The sequence below is a fragment of the Pedobacter fastidiosus genome (genome assembly GCF_014306625.1).
GTDB classification, from domain to species: domain Bacteria; phylum Bacteroidota; class Bacteroidia; order Sphingobacteriales; family Sphingobacteriaceae; genus Pedobacter; species Pedobacter fastidiosus.
The window spans coordinates 69,251-95,772 of record NZ_JACRYL010000013.1 but is presented as its reverse complement, the minus strand read 5'-3'; the positions used below and the strand labels follow the sequence as shown (position 1 = coordinate 95,772).

27 protein-coding genes are annotated in these 26,522 nt (G+C 34.4%); 13 read left to right on the top strand and 14 right to left on the bottom strand.

The annotated features are described in order from the left end of the window. Position 1 precedes the first annotated feature (1 nt). From H7U22_RS15350 to H7U22_RS15335, 4 genes are all read left to right on the top strand, one after another. The gene (locus H7U22_RS15350) at positions 2-808 is read left to right on the top strand and encodes a S1/P1 nuclease (protein ID WP_187072221.1); all 807 of its coding nucleotides are present in this window, start codon (positions 2-4) and stop codon (positions 806-808) included. A gap of 85 nt (positions 809-893) precedes the next feature. Continuing rightward, complete coding sequence (locus H7U22_RS15345; RefSeq protein WP_187072220.1) at positions 894-1,331, top strand: hypothetical protein; 438 nt, start codon at positions 894-896, stop codon at positions 1,329-1,331. 4 nt (positions 1,332-1,335) lie between these two features. Next, positions 1,336-1,770 carry a low molecular weight protein-tyrosine-phosphatase gene (locus H7U22_RS15340; protein ID WP_187072219.1) on the top strand — a complete coding sequence of 145 codons (435 nt, stop codon included), beginning with the start codon at positions 1,336-1,338 and terminating at the stop codon, positions 1,768-1,770. 39 nt (positions 1,771-1,809) lie between these two features. After that, positions 1,810-2,574, top strand: coding sequence for a ThuA domain-containing protein (locus H7U22_RS15335; protein ID WP_187072218.1), 765 nt, complete (start codon positions 1,810-1,812; stop codon positions 2,572-2,574). A 134-nt stretch (positions 2,575-2,708) separates the two neighbouring features. Here H7U22_RS15335 and H7U22_RS15330 read toward each other — a convergent pair whose 3' ends face one another. Both H7U22_RS15330 and H7U22_RS15325 read right to left on the bottom strand, forming a co-directional pair. After that, positions 2,709-3,113 (bottom strand): hypothetical protein, encoded by a 405-nt coding sequence (locus H7U22_RS15330; RefSeq protein WP_187072217.1) that lies wholly within the window; start codon positions 3,111-3,113, stop codon positions 2,709-2,711. Positions 3,114-3,173: 60 nt separating this feature from the next. Then, positions 3,174-3,848, bottom strand: coding sequence for a hypothetical protein (locus tag H7U22_RS15325; RefSeq protein ID WP_187072216.1), 675 nt, complete (start codon positions 3,846-3,848; stop codon positions 3,174-3,176). 226 nt (positions 3,849-4,074) lie between these two features. On the opposite strand from H7U22_RS15325, the gene H7U22_RS15320 reads away from it, so the two are divergent. After that, positions 4,075-4,530, top strand: coding sequence for a PA2169 family four-helix-bundle protein (locus tag H7U22_RS15320; protein ID WP_187072215.1), 456 nt, complete (start codon positions 4,075-4,077; stop codon positions 4,528-4,530). A gap of 84 nt (positions 4,531-4,614) precedes the next feature. Here H7U22_RS15320 and cphA read toward each other — a convergent pair whose 3' ends face one another. Next, positions 4,615-7,230, bottom strand: coding sequence for a cyanophycin synthetase (gene cphA, locus H7U22_RS15315; protein ID WP_187072214.1), 2,616 nt, complete (start codon positions 7,228-7,230; stop codon positions 4,615-4,617). Positions 7,231-7,528: 298 nt separating this feature from the next. Here cphA and H7U22_RS15310 point away from each other — a divergent pair, with 298 nt between their 5' ends. From H7U22_RS15310 to H7U22_RS15295, 4 genes are all read left to right on the top strand, one after another. Beyond that, a complete protein-coding gene (locus H7U22_RS15310) occupies positions 7,529-8,404 on the top strand; it encodes a cyanophycinase (protein WP_187072213.1) in 876 nt (291 codons plus the stop codon). A 71-nt stretch (positions 8,405-8,475) separates the two neighbouring features. After that, a complete protein-coding gene (locus tag H7U22_RS15305; protein ID WP_187072212.1) occupies positions 8,476-9,318 on the top strand; it encodes an isoaspartyl peptidase/L-asparaginase in 843 nt (280 codons plus the stop codon). A 29-nt stretch (positions 9,319-9,347) separates the two neighbouring features. Continuing rightward, the gene (locus H7U22_RS15300) at positions 9,348-10,028 is read left to right on the top strand and encodes a tetratricopeptide repeat protein (protein WP_187072211.1); all 681 of its coding nucleotides are present in this window, start codon (positions 9,348-9,350) and stop codon (positions 10,026-10,028) included. Between the two features lie 297 nt (positions 10,029-10,325). Continuing rightward, on the top strand, positions 10,326-12,503 hold the full coding sequence (locus H7U22_RS15295; RefSeq protein WP_187072210.1) for a carboxy terminal-processing peptidase: 2,178 nt from the start codon (positions 10,326-10,328) through the stop codon (positions 12,501-12,503). A gap of 78 nt (positions 12,504-12,581) precedes the next feature. Here the strand turns inward: H7U22_RS15295 and H7U22_RS15290 are convergent, their stop codons facing one another. Beyond that, positions 12,582-13,520: an SPFH domain-containing protein gene (locus H7U22_RS15290; protein WP_187072209.1), complete on the bottom strand. Its 939-nt coding sequence runs from the start codon at positions 13,518-13,520 to the stop codon at positions 12,582-12,584. 124 nt (positions 13,521-13,644) lie between these two features. Here H7U22_RS15290 and H7U22_RS15285 point away from each other — a divergent pair, with 124 nt between their 5' ends. Then, a complete protein-coding gene (locus H7U22_RS15285; protein WP_187072208.1) occupies positions 13,645-13,830 on the top strand; it encodes a hypothetical protein in 186 nt (61 codons plus the stop codon). 9 nt (positions 13,831-13,839) lie between these two features. Here H7U22_RS15285 and H7U22_RS15280 read toward each other — a convergent pair whose 3' ends face one another. From H7U22_RS15280 to H7U22_RS15260, 6 genes are all read right to left on the bottom strand, one after another. Next, positions 13,840-14,532 (bottom strand): hypothetical protein, encoded by a 693-nt coding sequence (locus H7U22_RS15280; protein ID WP_187072207.1) that lies wholly within the window; start codon positions 14,530-14,532, stop codon positions 13,840-13,842. Between the two features lie 458 nt (positions 14,533-14,990). Continuing rightward, entirely contained in the window at positions 14,991-17,123 is a 2,133-nt protein-coding gene (locus H7U22_RS15275; protein ID WP_187072206.1) for a peptidase domain-containing ABC transporter, read from the bottom strand. Continuing rightward, positions 17,107-17,634: a peroxiredoxin family protein gene (locus tag H7U22_RS15270; protein WP_187072205.1), complete on the bottom strand. Its 528-nt coding sequence runs from the start codon at positions 17,632-17,634 to the stop codon at positions 17,107-17,109. Before H7U22_RS15270 ends, H7U22_RS15275 begins: the two co-directional genes overlap by 17 nt. A 64-nt stretch (positions 17,635-17,698) precedes the next feature. Next, positions 17,699-18,316, bottom strand: a complete 618-nt coding sequence (locus H7U22_RS15265) for a hypothetical protein (protein ID WP_222621878.1) — start codon at positions 18,314-18,316, stop codon at positions 17,699-17,701. Between the two features lie 309 nt (positions 18,317-18,625). After that, positions 18,626-18,760, bottom strand: coding sequence for a hypothetical protein (locus H7U22_RS23325; RefSeq protein ID WP_262890368.1), 135 nt, complete (start codon positions 18,758-18,760; stop codon positions 18,626-18,628). A 6-nt stretch (positions 18,761-18,766) separates the two neighbouring features. Then, complete coding sequence (locus H7U22_RS15260; protein WP_187072203.1) at positions 18,767-18,928, bottom strand: hypothetical protein; 162 nt, start codon at positions 18,926-18,928, stop codon at positions 18,767-18,769. Between the two features lie 1,834 nt (positions 18,929-20,762). Between H7U22_RS15260 and H7U22_RS15255 the strand changes: the two genes are divergently transcribed. After that, positions 20,763-20,975 carry a helix-turn-helix domain-containing protein gene (locus H7U22_RS15255; protein ID WP_187072202.1) on the top strand — a complete coding sequence of 71 codons (213 nt, stop codon included), beginning with the start codon at positions 20,763-20,765 and terminating at the stop codon, positions 20,973-20,975. Here H7U22_RS15255 and H7U22_RS23320 read toward each other — a convergent pair. From H7U22_RS23320 to H7U22_RS15240, 4 genes are all read right to left on the bottom strand, one after another. Continuing rightward, positions 20,972-21,097: a hypothetical protein gene (locus H7U22_RS23320; protein WP_262890367.1), complete on the bottom strand. Its 126-nt coding sequence runs from the start codon at positions 21,095-21,097 to the stop codon at positions 20,972-20,974. The two genes, H7U22_RS15255 and H7U22_RS23320, sit on opposite strands and share 4 nt — an antisense overlap. Beyond that, entirely contained in the window at positions 21,097-21,279 is a 183-nt protein-coding gene (locus H7U22_RS15250) for a hypothetical protein (protein WP_187072201.1), read from the bottom strand. The genes H7U22_RS23320 and H7U22_RS15250 overlap by 1 nt, the downstream gene beginning before the upstream one ends. Positions 21,280-21,284: 5 nt before the next feature. Continuing rightward, positions 21,285-22,382 carry a CapA family protein gene (locus H7U22_RS15245; protein ID WP_187072200.1) on the bottom strand — a complete coding sequence of 366 codons (1,098 nt, stop codon included), beginning with the start codon at positions 22,380-22,382 and terminating at the stop codon, positions 21,285-21,287. A 121-nt stretch (positions 22,383-22,503) separates the two neighbouring features. After that, a complete protein-coding gene (locus H7U22_RS15240; RefSeq protein ID WP_109925461.1) occupies positions 22,504-23,061 on the bottom strand; it encodes a C40 family peptidase in 558 nt (185 codons plus the stop codon). Positions 23,062-23,599: 538 nt separating this feature from the next. On the opposite strand from H7U22_RS15240, the gene pdhA reads away from it, so the two are divergent. Both pdhA and H7U22_RS15230 read left to right on the top strand, forming a co-directional pair. Next, a complete protein-coding gene (gene pdhA, locus H7U22_RS15235) occupies positions 23,600-24,595 on the top strand; it encodes a pyruvate dehydrogenase (acetyl-transferring) E1 component subunit alpha (protein WP_187072199.1) in 996 nt (331 codons plus the stop codon). Positions 24,596-24,626: 31 nt separating this feature from the next. After that, positions 24,627-26,303 carry a pyruvate dehydrogenase complex dihydrolipoamide acetyltransferase gene (locus H7U22_RS15230; protein WP_187072198.1) on the top strand — a complete coding sequence of 559 codons (1,677 nt, stop codon included), beginning with the start codon at positions 24,627-24,629 and terminating at the stop codon, positions 26,301-26,303. The last annotated feature ends 219 nt before the right edge of the window (positions 26,304-26,522 follow it).

Genomic DNA, 26,522 nt, shown 5'->3' with positions numbered 1-26,522 from the left:
AATGATATTTACATCAATAAAAAAGAAATTAACTACAGCACTAATTTTCGGAGTTTTGGCTTATCTGCCTATTCAAGCGAATGCATGGGGTATGATTGGTCATAGAGTAGTTGGCGAAATTGCCGATAGCTATTTAAAAGTAAAAACCCGCAAAGCCATTCAGTCAATTTTAGGTTCCGAAAGTTTGGCCATGTGTGCAAACTGGGGCGATTTTATCAAATCAGATTCTACTTACAATTATATGTACAATTGGCACTTTGTTAATCTGCCTGGCGGATTAGATAAGGCTGGCGTTTACAATATTTTAGAAACAGAAAAGGCGCCAAATCTTTACAATAAAATCCCCGATTTAATCGCAATTTTGAAGAAAACCAGCAGTACTGCAGATCAAAAGAAATTGGCCTTGAGAATGTTGGTGCATTTAGCTGGAGATTTATGCCAACCTATGCATGTTGCGCATAAGGAAGATTTGGGTGGTAACCGGGTTTCCGTATTGTGGTTTAATGATAAATCGAATTTGCATAGAGTTTGGGATGAGCAATTAATAGAATATCAACAATTAAGTTATACAGAATTTGCGAAGGCAATTAATCATCCATCGGCAGTTCAACTTTATAACTGGCAAAATACCAGCTTAAAAGATTGTATGTACGAATCGTATAATGTTTGTACAAAAATCTACGATAACACAAAACCAGATTCGAAATTAAGCTATCGCTACAACTTCGAATGGGTAGATACGCTAAACCAACAATTATTAAAAGGTGGAGTTCGTTTGGCCAAAATACTTAATGATATTTATGGCTAGTTTCTAATAATATGAATCCATATTAATTTTTATTTACTGTAGCTATTTTGACATTCATCTCGTTTAAGGAGAAACCAAAAAAGTTATGAAAAAAGTATTACTGATTGCCACCATCTGCCTAGTATTTGCCTGTAAAAAGAAAACAATTGCAACTGTTGATGAAATTACCGCCTATAGCTGGCCTTTAACATCAGCAACAATTACTCCCGCGAAGGTGGTAAATGGAAAACCAGAAACTAACTTTATGTTATTGTCTGGGTCATCTTCTTGCCTAAACAATAATTTTACGCTTGTCTTTTCTAAGGATGGATCTTATTCATATACATCAACCGGCCCATTATGTGATATGATTAGTTATAAAAATGCAAAGTGGACAAAGAACGGCAACGAAATTAAACTAGACGATGGGTTTGGGCATACAGGCGTTCTCAATTTAAGTGGAAACACAATAACCGATACTTATGTTTATAACGAGAACAATATTACTTATTCCGTAAATTACACATACACCGCTAAAAAATAAATATTTGAAAATTTTAATGGTTTGCTTGGGCAATATTTGCCGTTCGCCTTTGGCAGAGGGTATTATGCGCCATTTATCAAAAGAGAAAAATTTAAATTGGGAAATTGCTTCTGCCGGAACGGGAGACTGGCACATTGGTAAAGCTCCCGATAGAAGAAGTACATTGGCAGCCAAAACCAGCGGTTACGACATTAGCAATCAAAGAGCTCAACAATTTAATTACGATATGTTTGTTGAGTACGATTTGATTTTTGTTATGGATCGAAATAATTTAAGTGACGTTCAGCGTTTGGCAAGAACTGCTGAAGAACGAGAAAAGGTAAAATTATTTTTAGATAACGACGAAGTTACAGACCCGTATTGGGATGATTCGCTCTTCGAGCCTGTTTGCAAACAAGTTGAAGAAAGATGTAAGCAAATTATCAAACAACTTTCTTAAATTCACATTTTACAAGGTTTCACCCTAACCAAATCAATGATGAAAAAACTACTTTCAATCTGCTTTTTAATAGCTTCAATTTTTCTATTTCAAAGTTATATCTCCGCAAAAAAAATAACAAAAGTTTTAGTCTTTTCTAAAACGAAAGGATATAGACACGGTTCCATTGGTGCTGGTAAATTAGCCCTTCAAAAGTTGGGTGCTGAGCATAATTTTGGCGTTGATACAACAGAAGATGCTTCAAAATTTACAGAAGAAAATTTAAAAAATTATGCGGCAGTGATTTTTTTAAGCACCACTGGCGATGTTTTGGATAACACCCAGCAAATTGCTTTCGAAAGATACATCCAAGCTGGAGGCGGTTATGTTGGTGTTCATGCGGCAACAGATACCGAATACGATTGGCCTTGGTACGGAAAACTTGCAGGTGCTTATTTTACCAGTCACCCAGCCGTACAAGAAGCTAGCTTTGTAATCAAGGATAAAAAACACCCATCAACAAAATTTTTCACCGATTCGGTTTGGATGCATAAAGATGAGTTATATAATTTCAAAGAGATCAATCCCGATATTAAAGTGTTGATTACCATCGATGAAAAATCATACACGGGTGGCAAAAATGGAGCTTTCCATCCCTTTAGCTGGTATCACAATTTTGATGGAGGCAGAGCTTTTTATACCTCAATGGGTCATACCGACGAAACTTGGAAAGAAGATAAGTTTTTAAAACACCTTTTAGGTGGCATTAAGTACGCAATCGGCAATCAGAAATTAAATTATTCTAAAGCACATTCTAAATTGTAATTAAGAGGCTGAATTATAAATCAATTTTTCTTTAGATTTTTGTCCCATTGAGCTTGTCGAAATGCCATAAATACATTTTAACGGCACTTCCACAAGCTTAGGATGACGCTTCATGAAGATCCAGCCTCTCTTTATTAATAAAACAATTGCGAAAGCACATTGCTTGGTGTGTTTGTAGCAGGTTTTAACGAAGTAAACTTTGTTAACTGCGCAATTGTTAAAGCTGTTCCAAGTTTTGATTTTAATCCGCTAAATAATTTTCCAAACTTAGTTTTATAACCAGCAGGATCAGTTTTTTGTGTGGCCATAATTGTTGCCTTTTGAACTAGGAAATCTTTAACTGCTGAAGTAACAGTTGGCTTTTGAGCGGGTGTTAAGCTAAGTGCAGGTGTAAGTTTCCCTAAAATCCCGGAGGTTAAGGTGTTAACATCAAATCCGGCAGAAGATGCGATTGATGTTGCCTTACTTAAAATGCTTTGAGCATTAGAAGCAAAGTTTAAGCCCAAAATAAGAGCAGATAAAATGAATAATTTTTTCATATCGTAAAAGTCGTTTTAACGAAGATAAAACTTTTACGCCTTTTAAGAATGAAGATTCTATTAAGATTTCACTTTCTTCGCATTAACTAAATAAATATAATTAAGCATACAGAACGAAGCCACTGCCCCGAAAGTGTGCCATAGAAAGTGTGTGCCAACAGCTAAAATTTCCCATTTATCCGCAATGCGGAAAGTTAATGCAAAAATAAAGGCAATTAATGCAAAGCCGACCCACTTACCATTAAGCCATTCGGTTTTTACCAGATATCCGAAAACAGGAAATAAAACCAAGGCAGCCATGAAGGCATAATTTATATTTATGAAGATTTGGAAATCCCCTCCGGTAAATTGTTTTCGAAGGAAAAATTGGAAAAATGCATACAGAACCACAATTAAAACAGCATAATACCATTTGGTTAATTTGGCTAGAAAGTAAACCCCTGCAGATAAACAAAGGAGCATAATTGGCATCCAGTCCATCATAATAAAAATGGGCCATCTCCTTAAACCGTGATAGGTTGTTCCGCCAATACCACCAATGTAAAGTAAAACCAAAGCAATTGATAAAAAAGTATGTTGCTTAAAATTTCCCCAAAGTTTAAATGTCCAATAAACGGCAATTGCCAAAAAGAAACAGCTGGTAATTGTATTTAGTGGCTCTGGAAAAAGCTGACTCAGATTAGTTTCTGTGTATATGGTACCCCCATCAGGAGGATTCTGAATAATTGTGCTCATAATTTTATAACATCATAAAAATTTCAATATTTGCAATCTGCATTTATTAAACCAAAATTTTAGGTGTTTCAGAGATTTTTTGAGTAAAAAAATTGCGACTTTACCTTAATACTAAACTAACATGAACGATCTATCATTATAGCTTTTACGAATATCCTTTTTTTAAAAATGACAAACCTTCTTTGCCTGATCTTGTTCTTTTTATACATCAAAATCTATAAAAAACATGAAAACTACAACAGTAACGGCAGAGGTATTAAACGACCTTGTTCAAATTAACAACGACCGTATAGAAGGATATGAAAAAGCTCGCAAAGAATTAAAAGACGGCGATGCAGATTTAAAATCTTTATTTTTAAATATGATTGAAGAAAGCCAAAAATATAAAATGGCTTTGGCTACAGAAGTCGCAGATTCAGGAGAAGATATTGAAACTGGAACTACAACTTCAGGAAAAATTTACAGAGGATGGATGGATGTTAAAGCGCTATTTACAGGTCACGATCGTCAAACCGTTTTAAACAATTGTGAGTTTGGCGAAGATGCTGCTCAAAATGCATATAAAATGGCGTTGGAAGAAGAAGATTTACCATCAAATATTAGAGATTTAATTTCCGAACAAAAATCATCCTTGAGACGCTCGCACGATGAAATAAAAAGATTACGCGATTCTCAAGCTTAATATCTAGTTTAAGAAATTGCACAAAAAAAGCATCTCAAATCTGAGATGCTTTTTTTGTGTTTATGAATTTTTAAAAGGGGAGCTTTAGGCTTCTAATTCTCTATCCAGATGTTCGGTAACTCTTTGAATGGTATTGTCAATTGTGTTACTTAAAATAGTAATGTAAGAGCCTTTAGTAGCTGTATTAATGGCATCTTCTAAACATTCTGTGCTTCGATTATTAATTACAATCTCTTTGTTAGGATCAATATCATGAATTCCTTTAACCAATAAGTCTATTAATTCTTGTTGCTGGCGACCACGTAGATATTTCTCTTGGCAAATGTAAATTTTATCAAACATTTGCGCCGCAATACGAGCAGTTTCAATAATATCTTCGTCTCTTCTATCACCTGTTCCAGAAATTATTCCTACATGTTTAGTAGCTTCAACACTTTGTAAGTAAGCTTTTACACCATTAAATCCATCTGGATTATGTGCAAAATCTACCAAAACTTTAAAGTCTTTAAATCTAAACACATTCATTCTTCCTGGCGTGTGCGCTGCAGATGGAATAAAGGTTTCGAGCGATAAACGAATATCCTCTGGCTTGTAGCCCCATAAATAAGCCGCTAGGGTTGCCGCTAAAACGTTCTGAATCATAAAGTTTACAGAACCGCCAAAAGTTAATGGAATGTGTGTGGCTTTGTCAACCCTTAATTTCCAGTCGCCAGTTTTAATGGTGATGTAACCGTTTTCGTAAATGGCTGCGATTCCACCTTTTTTGCAATGATCCTTAATTACCGGATTATTTTCATCCATACTAAAATAGGCAACATTGCACCGGGCATCTCTTCCAATTTTAACGCAATAACCATTGTCGGCATTTAGAACTGCCCAGCCTTTACGGCGAACTGCTCCAATAACTACCTCTTTAACTCGGGTTAAATCATCAAGATTGTGAATGTCCGAAATTCCCAAATGATCCTCTTGAATGTTGGTTACTACACCAATATCGCAGGCATTAAAGCCTAAACCCGATCGCAAAATTCCGCCTCTGGCCGTTTCTAAAACTGCAAATTCTACCGTTGGGTCTTTTAAAATAAATTCAGCGCTTACTGGCCCGGTGGTATCACCCTGCATCAACATGGTGTTGTGCACATAAATTCCATCACTCGTGGTAAAACCTACACGTTTTCCATTACTTCTAATAATGTGCGCAATTAGTCGAGTGGTGGTGGTTTTTCCATTCGTTCCAGTAACGGCAATAATTGGAATTTGAGATAATTTTCCTTGCGGATAAAGCATATCGATAACAGAAGCCGCAACATTTCTCGGCAAGCCTTCACTTGGTGCTAAGTGCATTCTGAAACCTGGCGCCGCATTAACTTCTAAAACAACACCTCCATTTTCGGTAAGGGGCTGTGTTAAGTTTTGTGCCATGATATCGATTCCGCAAATATCCAATCCGATTACTCTCGAAATTCGCTCGCAGATGAAAATATTCTGTGGATGAACCACGTCTGTAACATCAATTGATGTTCCGCCAGTACTTAAATTAGCAGTAGATTTTAAATATACAACCTCACCTTTTTCTGGAATGGTTTCTAAAGTATATTCTTTCTTCGCCAATAAATCCAGAGTATCACGATCGACAGAAATTTCTGTTAAAACATTTTCATGTCCGTAACCACGGCGTGGATCTTCATTTTCCTTGTCGATTAATTCTTGAATGGTATGAATTCCGTTTCCTTTAACATGCGCCGGATCGCGTTGAGCCGCCGCAACAACTTTATGGTCGATTACCAATACACGGAAATCATAGCCTGTAATAAATTTTTCTATAATTACCCTGCGAGAATATGTTTTGGCATATTCAAAGGCTTCTTTTGCTGCTTCTAAGGTTTTAACATTAATGGTTGCGCCTTTTCCATGATTGCCATCTAATGGTTTAAAAACTAATGGGAAGCCCACTTTTTTAACAGATGCTTCCAATTCATCTGGATTTGAAATCGTAACGCCAGAAGCAACCGGAATAGCCGCTTCGGTTAACAAACGTTTAGTTTCTTCTTTATTGCTGGCAATATCAACTGCAATACTGCTGGTTTGCTCCGTCATAGTTGCCCTAAAGCGAACCTGATTTTTGCCATAACCCAATTGCACCAACGAGCTTTTATTTAATCTAATCCAAGGAATACTTCTGCTCACAGCTTCTTCAACAATAGAACCTGTACTTGGACCAAGCGCTTCCAACTCGCGGATTTCTTTCATCCGTCTGATGTCGTGATCCAAGTCATACTCCACATTATCAATTAAAGCTTGAGCTATATTTACAGCTGCCTCAGCTGCGTAAACACCAACTTTTTCTTCAAGATAACTGAATACTACATTATATATTCCATCAGTTTTGGTTTGTCTGGTACGCCCGAAACCAGTTTCCATACCAGCAATGGTTTGAATTTCCAAGGCAATGTGTTCAATAACATGCCCCATCCAAGTGCCTTCTTTTACTCTAGCGAAAAAACCGCCTTCTACACCTTTAGAGCAGCGATGGCTGAACATACTTGGAATTAGTTTTTCCAATCTTTCACTAAATCCTTCAATTACGTTTGTTGGTCTTTGCTCTAATTCCTCCAAATCTAAACGCATTTGGATGAGTTTCTTGCGACTTATCGACCATATATTTGGTCCTCTTAATACTTGTATGTTTGATATCTTCATTTTAAAAAAATCTGTTCTGTTTTAATTATCAACAAGCAATTCTGCGCCTATTAAACCCCATTATGTTTATAAAAAATTGGTGATTGTAAATTATACATTTATTTTGAAAAATGGCAGTCCAAATACCTAAATCAATTTTTTGTAGTATTTGTTTTATTTTAGGAGCAAATAGAGCTGATTTTTGGCTAAATATTTTTAACGTTTGTTAATAAACTGAATATTATTGACAAAAAAGTCTTGTTTTTTATCATAAGCTGATATATTTGAGTTTTTTGATACAATAATATATACACAACGAATGGTTCCGAAGGGTAAACTCATAATTATAGGCGGCGCAATAAACACAGGTAGCTTTGCTGAAACGCAATTTGGATTGCCTGAAAATATGAATTTTTTTGAACGTGGAATCCTAAAAAGGATTACCACCGAATCGACAAAAGATGTAGAATCGCGTTTTGAAATAATTACCACGGCCTCATTAATGCCAGAAAAAGTTGGTGAAGAATATATCAAGGCTTATGCCCAGTTGGATGTTCATAATGTAGGTGTTTTAAACATCACAAACCGTGAGGAAGCAAATTCCGTAGAAAACTGTGAGCGGATTAAAGCTGCTGATGTAATTGTTTTTACAGGAGGCGATCAACTTCGCTTGTCTTCAATTTTCGGCGGAACTAAAATCCATCAAATTTTATTGGATAAATACAGGAATGAGCCGGTTGTTATTGCAGGAACATCTGCAGGTGCGGCGGCAAGTTCTAAAAACATGATCTATCAAGGCAGCAGTAAAGATGCATTGCTTAAAGGTGAAGTAAAAATTACCGGAGGTTTAGGTTTTATTGATGATGTTATTGTGGATACCCACTTTGTACAACGAGGCAGAATCGGCCGTTTATTGTATGCAGCAGCAAGTAACCCGGGCATTTTGGGCATTGGCTTAGGTGAAGATACGGGGCTATTCATTTCGGATGGGCATGTTATGGAAGCCATTGGTTCGGGTATGGTTATTTTGGTAGATGGACGAAATATGGCCGATACCAATTTAACAGATGTAGAAATGGGCCAACCGGTTTCGATTAAAAATATGGTTGTTCACGTAATGTGCGATGGCGATGTTTATGATTTAACCGATCACAGTTTGATTATTCATCATCCTAAAGTTATTCCGATAGCGTAATTGATGTTCTAGACTTTGGGTTATCATAACCTAGTCTTGATACTTGACACCCAAAACTTGATACGAACAAGATGAAACTTATTATACATGGTGGCTTTTTCAGTGAGTCATCAACCAACCAAGAAACAAAAAAAGCCAAGCAAAATGCTTTAGCAGAAATTGTTACGCTTGGCCACGAATACCTGAAAACACATACCGCACTAGAAACAGTGGTTTATACAACGGCTTTGCTAGAGGATAATGATTTGTTTAACGCAGGAATTGGCTCGCAAATTCAGAGCGATGGAAAAGTTAGACTCAGTGCATCTTTAATGGATGGTAAAACCGAAAAATTTAGTGGTGTAATCAATATTGAGGATGTTAAAAATCCGATAGAAATTGCAAAAGATTTAATTACTTATGATGATCGTGTTTTAAGTGGAGAAGGTGCTCAGGATTTTGCCCGCATAAACGGATTCGATTATTTTAACCCCATTACAGATCAGCGTCAAGCTGAATATGAAGCTAAATTGAACCAGAAAAATAATCTGGGAACAGTAGGGTGCGTTGCTCTAGACGCCGATGGAAATTTAGCAGCAGCAACATCAACAGGCGGTAAGGGCTTCGAAATTCCATGCAGAGTGAGTGATTCCGCTACTGTAGCTGGAAATTACGCCAATCAGTTTGCAGGTATTTCTTGTACTGGAGTAGGTGAAGACATTACAAGCACCGCTTTGGCTGCGAAAATTGTTACTCGTGTTACGGATGGCTTTTCATTAAAAGATGCCTGCGATAAATCCTTTACAGAACTTAAGCCTTACGATGGCTTTGCAGGCGTTGTTGGAATCTCTGCAAAGGGTGAAGTTTACCACTGCGATTCGCATCCCTACATGGTGTGGGCATCATTTGATGTTAATTTACAGGTATTTAGCTAAAATTGTAATTAAAGTATTATTTTTGTTGCATGACCAAAATAGTTTTGGCTTTTATTAGCCTTTTTGCCTCATTACAACTTTACGCTCAAAACATCGATCGCATTGAAATTCAAGAACCTAACGGCGGAAACGCCATTAACATCGCAGTTTCCAAATATGATGAAGCTGACGGAAATGGTTTTTTCGATGAAGCTGAAGATCTAGAGCGAAAAGGAGATTTTAATGAAGCATTAACCTTATTTGGTAAAGCCGCTTTCGAATATAGTGCGGTAAAAAACTTTAACAGGTATGGCCAAGCCATCATCAAGATGAGTAATATGCACTATCAACTTGGTCGATTTACAGATGCCGAACAAATTTTGCTAAATGTGGCTCTAAAAAATTACTCGAAAATGGGGAGCAAAAACGGCTTAATGAATACTTACAACCTATTAGGTAAAGTTTATTTGGCCAGTAGTAAATACACACAGTCCATGTGGTTTTACACCCAACAAGGTATTTTAGCTAAACAATTAAAAAGCAATAATTCTTACATAGAATCCGTATTAGGAATTGCTCAGGTTAAAATTAAAAAGAAAGATTTTACATTAGCCCTAAGAGATTTAAAAAGTGCAGAATGGTTGGCAAACTCAATTAAAACCTCTCAATATAAAGCGCAGATTAAAGATGCAAGAGAACTAATTGCCATCAAAATCTCTCCAAAAAAATAGACTTTTTTCAGAAAATAATTAGTTGGAGTGCAAATTTCTGATCAATCAATAATCATCCCTAGATATTGATTAAACCTTTACAGCTTATTTTTAGTCTACAACTTATAGAAGTTTGTCTATTAGGGTTTAAGCATTGAGTTTTAAAACAAAAATTACCCTCCTGCGTTAATCCCAAAGAATTGCTTAATAGAAAGCTTTTAGCTAGATTTGATACGTTTTAACAAGAGACGGTAATATTGCTGTCTCTTTTTTGTTTTTTCGTTAAAATGGTATCATATTGGCTATATAGAATTAGAAATGGATTTTAAATTATTTAAAGAGATGTTAAAAAGAATATTTTTTGTAATTTTTACTGCAGCAGTACTTGCTTGTCATGCCGCACCAAAACCTCAACCGGTTGTTGAAGGCATTACAAATGTGAAACCCGATGAGCAGCAACAACTTGTTATTAAAGAAGTGGTGAATTTGATTGAGAGTTACAATTACAAAAAAATTCAGATCAACGATTCTATATCATCGCTAATTTTAGATAAGTACATTAAATCTTTGGATCAGGGCAAAAACTATTTTTTAGCTTCTGACATCAAAGAATTTGAGAAATACAGATTCACTTTGGATGATGATTTTAAAAATGGAGATTTAAGTGGCCCATTCTATATCTATAATGTTTACGCGAAAAGATTAAATGAATACTTTACCGTTTCTCTAGCTTCTATCAGATCTAAGTTCGACTTTAACCAGAACGACACTTATGTTTACGATAGAGAAAAAATGCCTTGGGCAACTTCTGCAGCTACCTTAAATGATACTTGGAAAAAGCGTGTTAAGTACGAATTGGTCAATTTAAATTTGGCAGGAACTACTGAAGCTAAAAATGTAGAAACCTTAACAAAACGTTATCAGAATTTACAGTCTCAAACATCTAAAACCAATAATCAAGATGTTTTCCAGATTTTGATGGATGCTTTTACGGAGTCGATAGATCCACATACAAACTATTTTAATCCATCTAATGCAGTTGCTTTTAATGAAGATATGTCTCGCTCTTTCGAAGGAATTGGTGCTCGTTTGCAATTGGAAAACGAAGTCGTAAAAATTTCAGAAATCATCGCTGGCGGACCAGCTTTTAAAGGCAAACAATTAAGTGCCGGTGATAGAATTATTGCCGTTGCACAAGGTGATGGTGAATTTGTTGATGTTGTTGGATGGAGATTAGACAATACAGTGACCAAAATTAAAGGCCCAGCCGGAACTAAAGTTCGTTTGAAAGTAATTCCTGTGGGAAAAGAAATGTCTTCTAAACCGGTAATTATTGAGATGGTTAGGGAGAAAATTATTCTTCAAGATCAATCGGCCAAGAAAAAAGTTAAAACCATAAATTCTAACGGAAAAACTTACAAAGTTGGAGTAATCTCTTTACCAGCTTTCTATGCAGATTTTAAAGCTGCAAACGCAGGCGATAAAAATTATAAAAGTACAACTCGTGATGTTAGATTATTGATCGATACTTTGAAAAATCAAGATAAAGTTGATGCAATTGTTATGGATTTACGTGGAAATGGAGGTGGCTCTTTAGTAGAAGCAATCTCATTAACAGGTTTGTTTATTGATAAAGGCCCAGTTGTACAAGTGAAAGATTTACGCGGTAAAATTGAAGTTGATGAAGATGAAAACGCTGGTGTAACTTGGGATGGTCCTTTCGGAGTAATTGTAGATCGTTTAAGCGCTTCAGCTTCCGAAATTTTTGCTGGTGCAATTCAAGATTATGGCCGTGGAATTATTATGGGAAGTCAAACTTATGGTAAAGGAACGGTTCAATCTTCAATCGATTTAAATAAATTGGTTAACCCATCTATGTTGCAACGTGTAGCAAGTTTGGTTACCAAAAACAAAACAACAGGAACCTCTCCAGCAGGCACTACCCCAGCAGACATAAACTTAGGACAGATTAATTTAACCATGGCTAAGTTCTATCGTGTTGCAGGAAGCAGTACTCAGCATAAAGGTGTAACGCCAGATGTGGTTTTCCCATCAGTTTATCCAATGGATAAAATTGGTGAAGATACAGAACCATCTGCTTTACCTTGGGATGTTATTGCGAGTTCTAGCTTTAAACCAGTTGCAAATTTAACCACTGTTAAAGCTGGCCTAATGAAAAATAGTGAGCAACGTATTAATGGATCATTAGATTTTAAATATTTGAAGCAAGATATTGCCGACCTTAAAAAACGCGATGCTGAAGTTTCTGTTCCTTTAAATGAGGCAAAACTTAAAGCAGAACGCGATGCTCAAGAATCTAAATCATTGGCTAGACAAAATGATTTAAGAGCTTTAAGAGGATTGCCAGCCATTAAAAAGGGAGAAAAAGTTACCAAACAAGATACCTTCGATTTTATCGAAGATGAATCTTTAAAAGTAATGGGCGATTTTATGCAACAATCTGGAAGTTATGTAATGAACTTAGGTTCTTTCTAACGAACATTTTTATAAAAACAAAGCCCTTAGATTTTAAAATCTAAGGGCTTTGTTGGTTTAAGGAATTATATTTTTGAACTATATTTTAGCTTTAGGCTCTTTTTGTTTGTTCAATTGCATAGCCATCATTTCTTTTAAAGTTTTATTCATCCCTTCGCTACTGCCATCTAAGAAAATTACGTTTCCATCGCCGTTTTCAGCAAAATGCTTAATAGATTCTGTCCACATGGTAAATAGAATTACCGAAATATCCAGATTAGCTTCTTCCATTTCCTGAGCGGCTTTCGTCATACCATGAGCAACTTCAGCACGGAATAAAGCGATCCCTTGTCCGCGTAATTGTGCCGCTTCACGTTCTGCAGTAGCAGCAATTTTAATAGCATTACCATCAGCCTCTGCTGCTTTGGTTTTGGTAATTAATAAAGCCTGGCCTTCATTTTCTGCTGCCGCTTTTAAGTTGTTAGAAGCCACCACACGACTCATTGAGCGCATAATCTCTTCATCAAAAGTAATATCGTTTAATTGAAGATCTTGAAGGTGGTAACCCCAACCGTCTAAAACTTGATCAATTTGCTCCTTAACGTGAAGCACGATTTCATTACGTTGAGCCAAAACATTTGCCTGTTTTTGTGTGGCAACGTAAGCACGAATAGAACCTTCGATTGTACGAATTAAAGCTTGCATTAAGTTGGTTGCATCCACAAATTTAAAGGCTACGTTTTTAATGGTTTCTTCATCTTGATTTACAACCGAGTACAAAAGCATCGCCTTAAAATAAACATTGGCTTGATCTTGCGTTACCGCTTGAAATGAAAGTTCTACAGAACGATTTTGAATCGAAATGCGAGAATAAATTTGCTCAATTAATGGAATTTTGAAGTTTAATCCTGGTCTAAGCTGTCTTTGATATTTTCCAAAAACAGTTACAACAGCAATTGTTCCCTGTTTAACCGTTACAAAGGAACTTAAAAGGATAACGATTCCGAGGAAGATTAGAATGTAAATGACGTATTGCATAATTAGATTTTTTTATGAAGTTATAAAAAATATAGCCAAAGTGTATTTTGCCCAAGCCAGAACTTAAATTAAACTCAAAACAAAATCATCTTAAATTTGTCTTTACGTAATAAAATCAATCAAAATGAATGTAAAACGCACTTTTGGAACTGTATTGACCATTTTAGGAATTATCGGACTAATTTACGCTGGTTGGGGCTTTGTACAACATAGCCAGCAGACACGTGGATTAATTGTATATGGTGTAATCGGATTAATATTTTTCGTATCAGGAATTGGCTTGGTAAAAAATACTAAGGATGAGGTTTAAATGGCTATCTTAAACAATAAAGTAGCGCACCTTAAATTCTTGGAGAAATCTTTTGGAATCTAAGTTCTTGCTATTTCTAATATCGCTTGGAAGTTTAAAGAGATTAAACTCTATGAATGGAATCAAAATTATTACCCTTAGACAAATTTCAATAGCAAGAGATATATCTTTATTGATAAGTTGATCCTTAGAAAAATGACCAATGAGAGTAGTTATGACGAGTGCTAAAAGCCAAGAAACAGGCTTTAGAGAATACCATTTATATTTTTTAATTGGGTAATTTGCTATAAAGTCCTCATAAAACAATTCAAAATATTCAATATTTCCATTATGCCGATCAAAGTAACTTGCTAATAATCTATATTTTAGTTCCCAAAAATCTTTTTTATCAAAGGATGAAGAATGCAAACTAAAGCCTAATCTTCTCCCTTGTTTCTCCAAAATCATATAATTCTCTTTCCAGTTTTTCTTTGTCAATAGATATATTATTGGAATAATAGGTAAAAGAAGCAATAGAAAACTTGCATGAAAGTGAAATATAAACCAAGGCATTATACCAACTAAAAATAAAATTATGAGTCCTATACCCCCAAAATATCTTAAATTTCCTAATGTTGAATAGTGCTTTCTAATAAGTTTTTTAAAGCTTAAATCTCTTTCTACAAAATCTGTAGTATTTTCAATAAAATTGTATTGTATCATTTCTTTAAATATTTAAATAATTCTTCAACAAGGGTTGTCTTGCTATCCTTCACCTCATTAGCAGTAGTTTCTTTGTATATAACAAGAAGAAAGTTCATTTTTACTGAGGTTAGAAGTAAATCCAAAATAAAACCCTCTGTCTTTAAGCTAGTGAAGCTGAAACAATTGAGGTTTGTAAATCATAATGACAACGCTAGAGGCCTCAATTGTTGTTTTTCGTTTTTCTAGCATTGATCTGGATAAGAACGCCAAGAATGAAGTTTGTCATTTCCCTTCTTTGGAAGGGAAAAACTTATTTAGAATCCAAATGATTAACATTATGACGCTAAAATAATATGGAGTTTTATAATTATTTCCAATATTAAACCATCCGTAATGATTAATACCAAAGCCTAAAAAAGTAAATATTGCAACACAAACCAGTGTAAAAATATCTTTTGGAGTTAACTTCATTTTAATTATAATATTACTTGTAAACTTCTTGAATTCTTTGCTATACCATTCTCAACTTCATAAACCTCATCAGCAATTTTTGCGGTACTTTCTTTATGTGTAACCAATAAAATGCCCATTTTTTCTTTGAGCTTAATGAGCAAATTCAAAATAAAACCCTCTGTTTTAGGATCTAATGAAGCTGTTGCTTCGTCAAGTAGAAGCAATTGGGGTTTTGAATATAAAGCTCGAAGAAGGGCAAGAATTTGTTTTTGTCCTCCAGATAAGTTTAAACCATCTTCACCAACTCTGGTAAATAATCCTTGAGGAAATTGATTAAAATAATCTTGCAAGCCATGTTCTTCGCATAAAGCAAAAACGTCTTTTAAGTCTGTTTCAATCGTACTTAAGCAAATATTCTCTAATATTGAGCAATTGAAAATTTTTATCTCTTGAGGAACAACGGAGATGGTTTTTCTCCATTGTGTTATAGGTAGGTTATCAAGATTAAACTGATCATTAATTATGATGTAGCCAAACTCCTTATCATAAAATTTTTGCAAAACTTGAAGTATCGTGCTTTTCCCACAACCGCTTTCTCCTAAAAGGGCAACGATTTTTCCCGTTTTCACCTCTAGGCTTACATTGGTTAATAATTGTCGTCTACCAGCAAAGCGAAAACTTAGATTTTTAATTTCTAGCTTTTTAAACTTTCCATCCCATTCATACTTCTCAATCAAGGAATTGCTTTTGCCTTCAGCATCAATTGAGGCAAATTCATACATTCTGTTGTAGGCTACCTTTGCTTCTTGGATCTGTAAATTGGTTAACATTAATCTTGTGCAAGATGGAATAATACCTATTCCTATGGAAAGTATAGCCATCATCTCTCCAATTTTTAACGTTTTTTCTAATGTAAAATAAGCTGTTTCAGCCATTATCGAGATAATGATTATGGTGGCTAAAACCTCTACAATTAGGTTAAATCGGTTTCCTGTTTTACCCAAAGTAAGGCTGTTAGTCTGAAAAATTGTAAAATGGCCTTTTATTTTAGCGCCATACGCGTTTTCTTTTGAAGCTGATTTTATTACATTGATGCCTTGAATTGTGTCTATGTAATTGCTTTCATTATTCGCATAAGAAGACATTAATGAAGTATTCTGAGTGATGATTTTATCGTTGTATTTCCAAGCAATAAAGCCCATTAAAGGAATTGCTGTTAAAGCAGTTAGCGCAATACTATAATGAAAACTAAAAAGATAAACAGACGAAATAACAACAACTAAAAAGTCTATAATAAACGTGCCACTTAGGTAAGCAACACTTCTTTGAATTCGCATGGTGTCGTTTAATCGGGAAATCAGATCTCCAGTTTTACGGCTATCAAAAAATAGCTTAGGCAAGTGCAACAGTTTTTCAATAAAACTGCCGTTTATTCTTTCATTAAAATCTTTTGTTTGTTGCAGTAAAAATAACTGGCGTAAAAAGCTTATACCACTTTTAGCAACAAGGAGGATAAAGAGTATTCCAAATCCACTTATCATCTTGCTTATTTGTTGTTTCGGTATAATTTCATCAACAAGCTTTTGTGTAAATAAAGCTGTTGAAAGACCTAATCCAGCAATTACAATCCCTAAGAATGTTGCGGATAAAAGAATATTGTAATCATCTTTCAACAAAGAAATAAACCATTTCCTTTTCACAATATTTTCTGTCTTTGTTTTGATAAAATTTTTGTTTGGTGTAAGCGTTAGTAAGACTTTGCTTTTCCACAATTTTAATAGTGTTAACTCGTCCCAAAACTCGACGCCTTTGCTTGGATCACCAATTAAAAATTTCTTTTTGATGCTGTCATAACCATAATTTAAAACGAAATGTTCTAGATCGTTTTCAAGCGTTAAATGCAAAATACTTAACTCTTTTAAATTAATTAAATGTTCAATTTCCGCCTCAAAACCTTCTGCATCTATTCCAGTCTTTTCCGAACTTTGACATAGGCCCAATAATGTTGTACCCATTCCATCTGTGCCACTTAACTTTCTTAAATTTTCAAGATTGTTGTTTCCATCGAAATATCGAATAGCAGAAAGTAAACACGCTACGCCACAATCGCTAATATCTTGTTGTATAACCAGCGTTCGTTTAGCCTTCTTTTCCATTATCTAAATATTTTATTACAGCCTCAATTTTAACTTCGCCAGTATATTCTTTTACCAATTTGTGCTCTGCATTGTAAATGTAAACTGATGGAGTTACTGATTTCCCAAACCATTTATAAAATGCATAGTCTTTATCATAGAGCCATATTAAGCCTGCTTTGTCTAACTTATAAGTTTTAGCAAAATTGGCTGTTTCTTGTGGCTTGTTTGTAGAAATCATTACAATTTGAACATTCTTAAACAAAGTTAATTGTTTGTTAATTTGAGTTGCTTCGTATTGGCAATGCTCGCACTCCGCATTATAATAAAAAATACAAATGGCTTCATTTTCTTTTAATTGCTTTGCAGAAAATGGCTTTAAGTTTTGGCTGTACAACTGAAAATTTGGTAAGGTTTGCTTTTGCAAAGCCATCTCCTTATTGTGAGGATATTTCTTAGCTATTTTATAAGCCAAAAGGCAACCTAGACCTAAGGCAATTAAGCCTAAGACCAGAATTAATTTATTTTTCATTTTTATTTAAACGAGTACTTGGAACTAAAGTTGAGCTGGATATTATTGAGAATACGTACAAATGTTAGGTAGCTGGGCTTAGACTTACCGTAATAAACATTACACATAAGAGCCATAACGCTAACGCAGGAATATATCCAGAAAAAACCACTTTAATGCCTTTGTTGATATCGGTATTTAAGGCTTGTTTTATGCCTCCAGCTAATATAATCCAGTACATAATTTCGAAGAGGTTAAAAGTTTGAAAAGGATAAATTGACAAGGCTGAAAGATTTTCTATATTAAACAAGTTAAGTGCCGAAAGTGGATAAAACTGCTGTACATCGGTTAAGGTGTAGTTAGTTTTTACCAATAGAAACCAAATGAGTTTTATTAGTTGAGGTAGAAGGAAAACAAATTCTGCTGTTAAAGCTATTCTAAAAGTATGTGAAAATTTTAGCTTACTATTATTTAACAATAGACCAATTTGTAGGCAGAGGGTGATAATTAAATTTTTTAATGTAATCCAAACTGGTATAACTAAATATCCAATCCATAAATACTTAAGTTGTAAATCAAATAACTCATCAATCCTTGCGCTCTCCAATTGACTTTGAAAAGTATTATAATAAATATCACGTGTCAATAAGAATTGATTAAATATATAACTAATAGAAAAAGTAACTGCTATGATAGTAATCAATAGGTGCCAATTTTTTACAGTATTTTGAAACATTTATATTTTATAAGGCCTGTTAAGTGCAAGACTTAACAGGCATTTCTGAAATTTTTTATAATAACTTTACTCAATTTAAACTTTTATGGTGTCTTAGTTAAAAATAATTTTCTCAAATAATATATATTATATAGGCAAGGAAAAATACATAAGGTACCACGACCTATATCTCCTAAAAAATTATACTCGGTATCGAAATAATATAATACTAAAGCCAAAATGTTGAAAAGCAAAAGAATAATTAATGAGTTATTATTTTTCATATTATCTTAATTGTTAACTTAATAATCTATCAATATCTCTCATTATGCACCCAATAACTAGGGGAGGGAAAAGTGCTGGAGCCCAAAGACATGCATCCATTCTTCCACCAAGAATCTGCTCTAAAGTTTGAAATTCTAATTTTTTCATGATTTTTTAATTAAGAGAACAACCACCCCATGCGCTGATATAAAAAACTGCGGCTAATATTGGACCACCTATTGCTCCACCTATTAATCCAGCGGTTGTGTAACCAGGTCCGCTACAAAGTTTTCCACCCTTTAGAATTTCCATTTTTCCATTTTCTAATTTTTTCATTTTTGTTATATTTAAGTTAAAAAATAATTTGTTTTTATTACTCGCGAAGCAATAACTAAAGGTATAACTCGAAATTAGTTTGTGCTAAACACTATATGTTTAAATTATAGGTTTAATCGCTAAATAATACCCAAATTTTGGGGTAGGGCTAGAATTGTTATATGAGATATTTAATTCAAGATGAAATACTATCCAATATATCAGTTGATATTTTTATTTTTTTTATTAATTTTCGACAATTGAAACGCATTCTGTAACGTAATCACATTTAATAAAAAATAGATCCAAACATTCTCTAAAAAGGGATAAAAATTATCAATCATTAAAACAAAAGATATTATTATTGTAAAAATATATACGAATTTTTGCTCATTCATTTTCATTATCACAGTTTTTTGACTTAATTAAAAAATCAAAATCTGTTTTGAGAATTGCTCTGGTAGTAACCCTCATCGGTTTAATCAACCAATAAGAATTAAAATACTTGTAAGAGTTTAATATAAGGCTAAATTCTGATGTTAATACGCATATCTTATTGGTTGGTCCCTCTATAATAAAACAAGCAAAAAGATATTATGCACGTTAACAATAACGTTAAAACGAATAATAATTTATTTTTTTTCATTTTGAGTTACTTTTAATCACACCAATAAAAATTGAGATTATTGATAGGGCTAGTAAATAGTTATAGTAAACAGATGTTATGGGTATTACTTTTGTAATTAAATATATTACCAAAGCAACTAGTGCTATTATTTTATAGACTGATATTCTCATTTATATTAAATTTTATAATAGAAAATGACAATATTATCTAGTGTCATTTTCTTTTAATCTCATCTTACTACCAGCCATTCCCTGTTACCACAGCATTTACCAAGCATACTACTCCAATGGCAATGCCCCATCCTCCTGTTAGAAAACTTTTTGTAAATATTCTATAATACCAAACTATTATAAATTTTTATTTTCTTTATCAAAATATACGAATAGAGTAAACCAACGTTTGCCATTACTAGTAGTAACCAAACTGCAAATTTGCCTATACCTAAAAAATGATATTGAATTTCAAAAGTGGTAGTGATTTCTGATATTTCATACTATTCAATTACTTTAGTGATTGACAATATTTTAATTAAATCCTAAAGCTATAATCTAAAATATAGTTCCATAAAATATTTTATTTGATAATAAGGCGATCCAATAAACATTTTCCAAGTCTCAGCTTTTTTTAGTAGTCCGAGATCTACCAACCTAATCCCATCAACTAACGGCCTATATAATAACGCATAAACCAGAAAGCCTACAAAAAATATAGCTGAGCTATTGTACTTTGCGCACCAATACAAAAAAGGAAGAGGAAGTAATATTGTAATATAGTAGTGTAAAAGTTTCATAGATTAAATTTAAAAAAATGCATTTTCTTTAATACAAGTATATGCTGCAAGAGCCAATTTAGGTAGTGTTGAATTAACGATTTGTATATCCAACATTTGCAATTAAAGCTGTTTTGTTCATTAGCCTGTTTTCAAACATTCCTTATTTGCATAATCAAGAATAAAGGTAGAGTGCTAAAAGGGATGGCTCTAAACGCCACGTGTTTAAATTATAGTTTAAACCTCTAATTAATGCCTGAATTTATGGGTAGAGATAGAATTGTGGATTTACTCCCATGATTAAAGGTTTGTGTAAAATACTTTGTAGGTTCGTCCTTAGAAAAGGGCAGTTGGTGTAAAAAAGTATATAAATTAAATTGGAATTACTAAAATTGTGGTTATAATAAATCGAAATTCCATCATCCCTTAATGAATAATCGATATAAAAGACAGAAACTATGGATGATGCGAAATACAAAGAAATTAGTAAAAGAATAAGACTCTTTCGAAATACCTACGGCTTCAGCCAAGAGTACGTGGCAAATGAGTTAGGGATTTCACAAAATGTATATTCTATGAATGAGAGGAACATTAAAACAGTTCCATTAGAACGCCTTTTTAAAATCGCCAGAATATTAAATGTTAGGCTTGCTGAGTTAGTTAAAGACTAACTGCCTTTCCTGTATTTCCTCCTAATTAAAAAGAAAATTACAAATAGAATGCCGATTCCAACACCAAAGAATAAGCCTATTTTAAAATCTTCTGCCTTTATGGCTTGTAATAAAATCAGCATTAATTTTTGTTCTTATTTTTAATAATCAGGTACTGGCTGAAAGCAACCAATGATCCTGCTAAAATAATAATTCCAGCAGAGATTAAATTCTTCGGATTCTGATTAATATAATAAGCGGCAGCTAATACTAAAATTGCAGCGCAGATTCCAATTATGTAATGTACTAAGGTTCCTTTTTTCATCTTATTTATTCTGCTAAAGAAATTCTGTTGTTTTCGAACTTTAATTTATGCCCGATAAAATCGGCATCAGTTAAAGTTTTTATCTTTTTAAATGCGGTGTAGTTCTCATCCAATGTTAACCGATTAACTTTATCCTGTTTGACGGAAATTACATCAGCAAATAAAAAGTCGCCTTTGGCATTTATTTTTAACTGGAGCAATGGAGCAAATCCGTTAGATCCCTTTAAGCTAAACATTCCGTAAGTGCAAAAATTACCTAAGCTGTAAGCAATAAATTTGTTTTTATAAACCTCCACAGCACGTGCAACGTGTGGGCCATGCCCCAAAACAACATCTGCGCCTGCATCTATAACCGCATGAGCAAAAGCATAAACATTGCCGCGGTTTTCGTTGTAGAAAATTTCGGTTTTACGGGTTACATGCTCAAATCTCGCACCTTCTCCGCCACCGTGAAAGGATACAATCACAATATCGGCCATGGTTTTTAGTTTGGCCACCAAAGCCTTTGCGCTATCTATATTTTTTATCGAAACCGTATTCTCATTTGGCGCAAAAGCACAGAAAGCATATTTAACACTATCCTTCTCAAAAATTTCAAAGGGTTTGTTTACCTGGCCAGCATAATGAATTTTTAACGAATCTAAAATCCGAGCTGTATTTTTTCTTCCTTTTGAATCGAAATCCCCAACATGATTATTGGCAATGCTTAGAACATTAAAGCCAGCTTTTTTATAAATTCCAGCATAACGCTCTGGCATTCTAAAAGCAAAGCAATTGTTAGGGTTAATGCCATTGCATTTGTTCGAATTTCCCGAGTTTAAAAAACATCCTTCTAGGTTGCCAAAAACAATATCGCCTTTTAGCAAACTGTGTACGGCTTTAAAACTACCCTCAGCATCGTCTGGAGGAAGATTTACTTTAGATGGAAAAGCAGAACCCAGCATCATATCGCCAGCGGCTACAATAGAAATTGTATCTTTTATTTTTCTTATAACCGTGTCTACTTTGGTCTTCTGAACAACTGTTTGCGCATTGTTGCTTGTACAACTTATAAAAAAAAATATAGTGAGGGATGAGATGATTATGCTTTTTATAAACTTCATTTTAGGTTTAGAGGTATAAAAAAATCCTCCAAAATTTCTTCGGGAGGATTAAATATTTTGTTTTCTGGTTAACGGCTCAAATCTTGAAATGGTTAACTAAAAATTATGAATCGTAGAATGACTATTCTACGGTAAATTCTTTCTTGAACGATTCTAAAACACGACCGCCTTTATAAAAATAGCGACTGTAATAAGGTTCGTTTAAATTGCTGATAACTACACCGCGAGAACTAGATGCGTGTGCAAATCTGTTATCGCCTAAATAAATACCAACATGAGAAATGCTTCTGCTTTTTATTTTGAAGAAAACTAAATCGCCTTCTTTTAAATCTTCTTTGGATAATGGATCAACCATACTGAAGATATCACGTGAGTTACGTCTGATTGTTGTATTGAAAACTTTGTCGTAAATCGCTTTTGTAAAAGCGGAACAATCAATACCTTTTTTGCTGTTTCCCCCAAAACTGTAAGGAGTTCCGATCCATTCGTACACAAACTTATAAAGTTTTAAATTCGAAGTCGCATCTACGGCAACACCCATCACTTGCGAGAAATATTGGGAAGCTAAGTTATCGGGGTCATTAAGGTCTTTGCCAGATTCTTTTGTTTTTGTTTGCGAAAATGCAACTGAGAGCGTGCAAATTACGATTAGGGATGAAAACAAAAATTTTTTAATCATGTTATACAGTTATGTTTGGGTATTCACTTACACAGTAACGTAAACCACATGGGCTTATTGTCGGATTTCAAAAGTATTAATAATACAAATGTTATCCAAATGTTTTGATGGTTAAAGTTAAAGTTATTAACATTTTCTTCTTTTTTGCGCCTCAATTGCCTGTAATATTCATAAAACTGTTTATAAATTAAAAGTATTATCAGGTTTTAAGGTTTCATTTCACCATAATATCAATCAATTATTAATTTCATTAGAGTGCATAATCGCCAAATTATAATTTAGTAGAATTGGTAATCGAATAATTTACTTCGTGAATTCTGTAAAATGGCATTTTTTGAGTGTTAAAACACATTCGCGTTGCTTTAAATACTTTTTTTAATCTAAAACATTCTGTTTAGATTTAGAGTAATTAATAAATGTAAGTCTGATTAATTATTTTTTCATTTTGATCTCTTTATCGTGTTCATTTTACACTAAATAGTTCATTTTATTACAATAAAAAATTAGATTTGCTGTCGCAAAAAACAAATACCCTAAAATGAGTGCAGTAGAAATAAATAAAGATACCTGGTTAAAGTGGTTCGAGTCGATGTTGCTTATGCGCAAATTCGAAGAGAAAACTGGTCAGTTATACGGACAACAAAAAATTCGTGGCTTTTGTCATTTATACATTGGACAAGAGGCTGTAGTTGCAGGTGCAATATCTGCAATGCAAAAAGGTGATTCGATGATTACTACTTATCGTGATCACGCTCATGCTTTAGCTTTAGGTGTAACTGCCGATAGCATCATGGCAGAAATGTATGGTAAAGCTACTGGTTGCTCTAAAGGTAAAGGTGGTTCTATGCACATGTTTAGCAAAGAACACAACTTTTACGGCGGTCATGCAATTGTTGGAGGTCAAATTCCATTAGGTGCTGGTGTTGCTTTTGCAGAAAAATACAAAGGAACAGATAATGTTAACATTTGTTATATGGGCGATGGCGCTGTTCGCCAAGGTGCACTAAACGAAACTTTTAACATGGCTATGCTTTGGAAATTGCCTGTAATTTTTGTTTGCGAAAACAATGGTTATGCAATGGGTACTTCGGTACAACGTACTACAAACATGACTGATATTTATAAAATTGGTTTGGGTTTCGATATGCCATGTGGGCCAGTTGATGGAATGGATCCTGTTGCTGTACATAATGCAATGGATGAAGCGATTCAACGTGCTCGTAAAGGAGAAGGGCCAACTTTCTTAGAAATGAGAACATACCGTTACCGTGGTCATTCAATGTCTGATCCAGCAAAATATCGTACTAAAGAAGAATTAGAAGATTATAAAGCAAAAGATCCAGTTGAACTTGCTAGAGAAACGATTCTAAAAGAAAAGTATGCAGATCAAGCTTGGATTGAAGAAGTAGAGGCTAAAGTAAAAGGAATTGTAGATCACGCAGTAAAATTTGCTGAAGAATCTCCTTGGCCTGATGCTTCTGAACTATATAAAGATGTATATATGCAGAAGGATTATCCTTATGTAATGGACTAATAATTTTAAGATTTTCAATTAATAATATATAATGGCTGAAGTAGTTAGAATGCCCAAAATGAGCGATACCATGACTGAAGGGGTATTGGCAAAATGGCATGTTAAAGTTGGCGATAAAGTAAAAAGTGGCGATGTACTTGCCGAAGTAGAAACCGATAAGGCGACTATGGACCTAGAATCTTATGAGGAAGGTACTTTATTACATATTGGTATTGAAGAAGGCAAAGGCGTTCCTATTGATGCAATTATTGCAGTAATTGGAAAAGAAGGTGAAGATTTCCAGGCAGCTATTGATGCTGCTGGAGGAACAGATAAAGCAGAAGCTCCAAAAGCTGAAACTGCTGAGGCACCTAAAACCGAAGAAAAGAAAGAAGAAGCTCCGGCTCAAGGCGGTGGCTTAAGCGAAGAAGAATTAGCAGCAAAAGGCGTTACAGTAATTCGTATGCCTTTGTTAAGCGATACCATGACTGAAGGCGTTATTGCTGAATGGCATAAAAAAGTTGGCGATAAAGTTAAAGATGATGATGTTTTAGCTGACGTAGAAACCGACAAGGCTACTATGGAAGTTATGGGTTATGCAACAGGTACTTTATTACACATTGGTGTAGAAAAAGGTTCGGCGGCTAAAGTAAATGGAATTATCGCTATTGTTGGTCCAGAAGGAACTGACGTTAGTGGGATTTTAGCAGGAGGTTCTGCTCCAAAAGCTGAAAGTCCAAAGGCTAAAGATCAAAGCGAAGCACCTAAAGAAGAGAAACAAGCAACAACTGCTGATGCAGGTTCATCTGCGCCAGTTGCAGAAAGTTCTTCTGACAGTCGTGTAAAAGCATCTCCTTTAGCTAAAAAAATTGCTAAAGACAAAGGAATTGATTTGGCACAAGTGGCCGGTAGTGCAGAAGGTGGTCGGATCATTAAAAAAGATATAGAAAACTTTAAACCGTCGGCTGCGCCTCAAGCGGAAAGTCCTAAATCTGAAAGTCCGAAAGCTGCATCTGCTGCTCCGGTAATTCCTAGTTATGTTGGCGAAGTTAAATTTACAGAGGCTCCTGTTTCGCAAATGCGTAAAATCATTGCAAAACGTTTAGCAGAAAGTTTATTTACAGCACCACATTTCTATTTAACCATCAGTATTGATATGGATAACGCAATGACTGCTCGTACGGCAATTAATGCAGTTGCTCCTGTAAAAGTTTCTTTTAACGATATCGTAATTAAAGCAGTTGCAGTAGCGTTGAAAAAACACCCAGCAGTTAATTCATCATGGGGTGGCGATAAAATCCGTTTCAATGAACATACAAACATTGGTGTTGCTATGGCAGTTGAAGATGGTTTATTAGTGCCTGTTGTTCGTTTTGCTGATGGTAAATCTTTATCCAGCATCTCTGCAGAAGTTAAAGACTTTGGTGCTAAAGCAAAAGCTAAAAAATTACAACCAGCAGATTGGGAAGGTTCTACTTTCACAGTTTCTAATTTGGGGATGTTTGGTATTGATGAATTTACATCAATTATCAACTCTCCTGATGGTGCAATTTTATCGGTAGGCGCTATTCAACAAGTTCCTGTTGTTAAAAATGGTGCTGTTGTTCCAGGTAATGTAATGAAATTAACTTTAGGTTGCGATCACCGTGTGGTTGATGGTGCAACTGGAGCACAATTCTTACAAACTTTAAAAGGCTTATTAGAAGAGCCAATTAGATTGTTGGCGTAAATAGTTTACAATTTTTCAGTTTTCAAGCTGATGAAAATAATTAGAGCCATTCTTTAAATAGGAATGGCTTTTTTTGTTAAAATAATTTTATATCTAGGAAATCTGCTAGCTCTAAATACCTCCCGCAGATTTTACATTGTATAGCTACAAACCATTAACTTTTCGATAAATTTAATCCTTAATGTCAACGGTATTAAAGTTAACAAGCAACCCCATAAT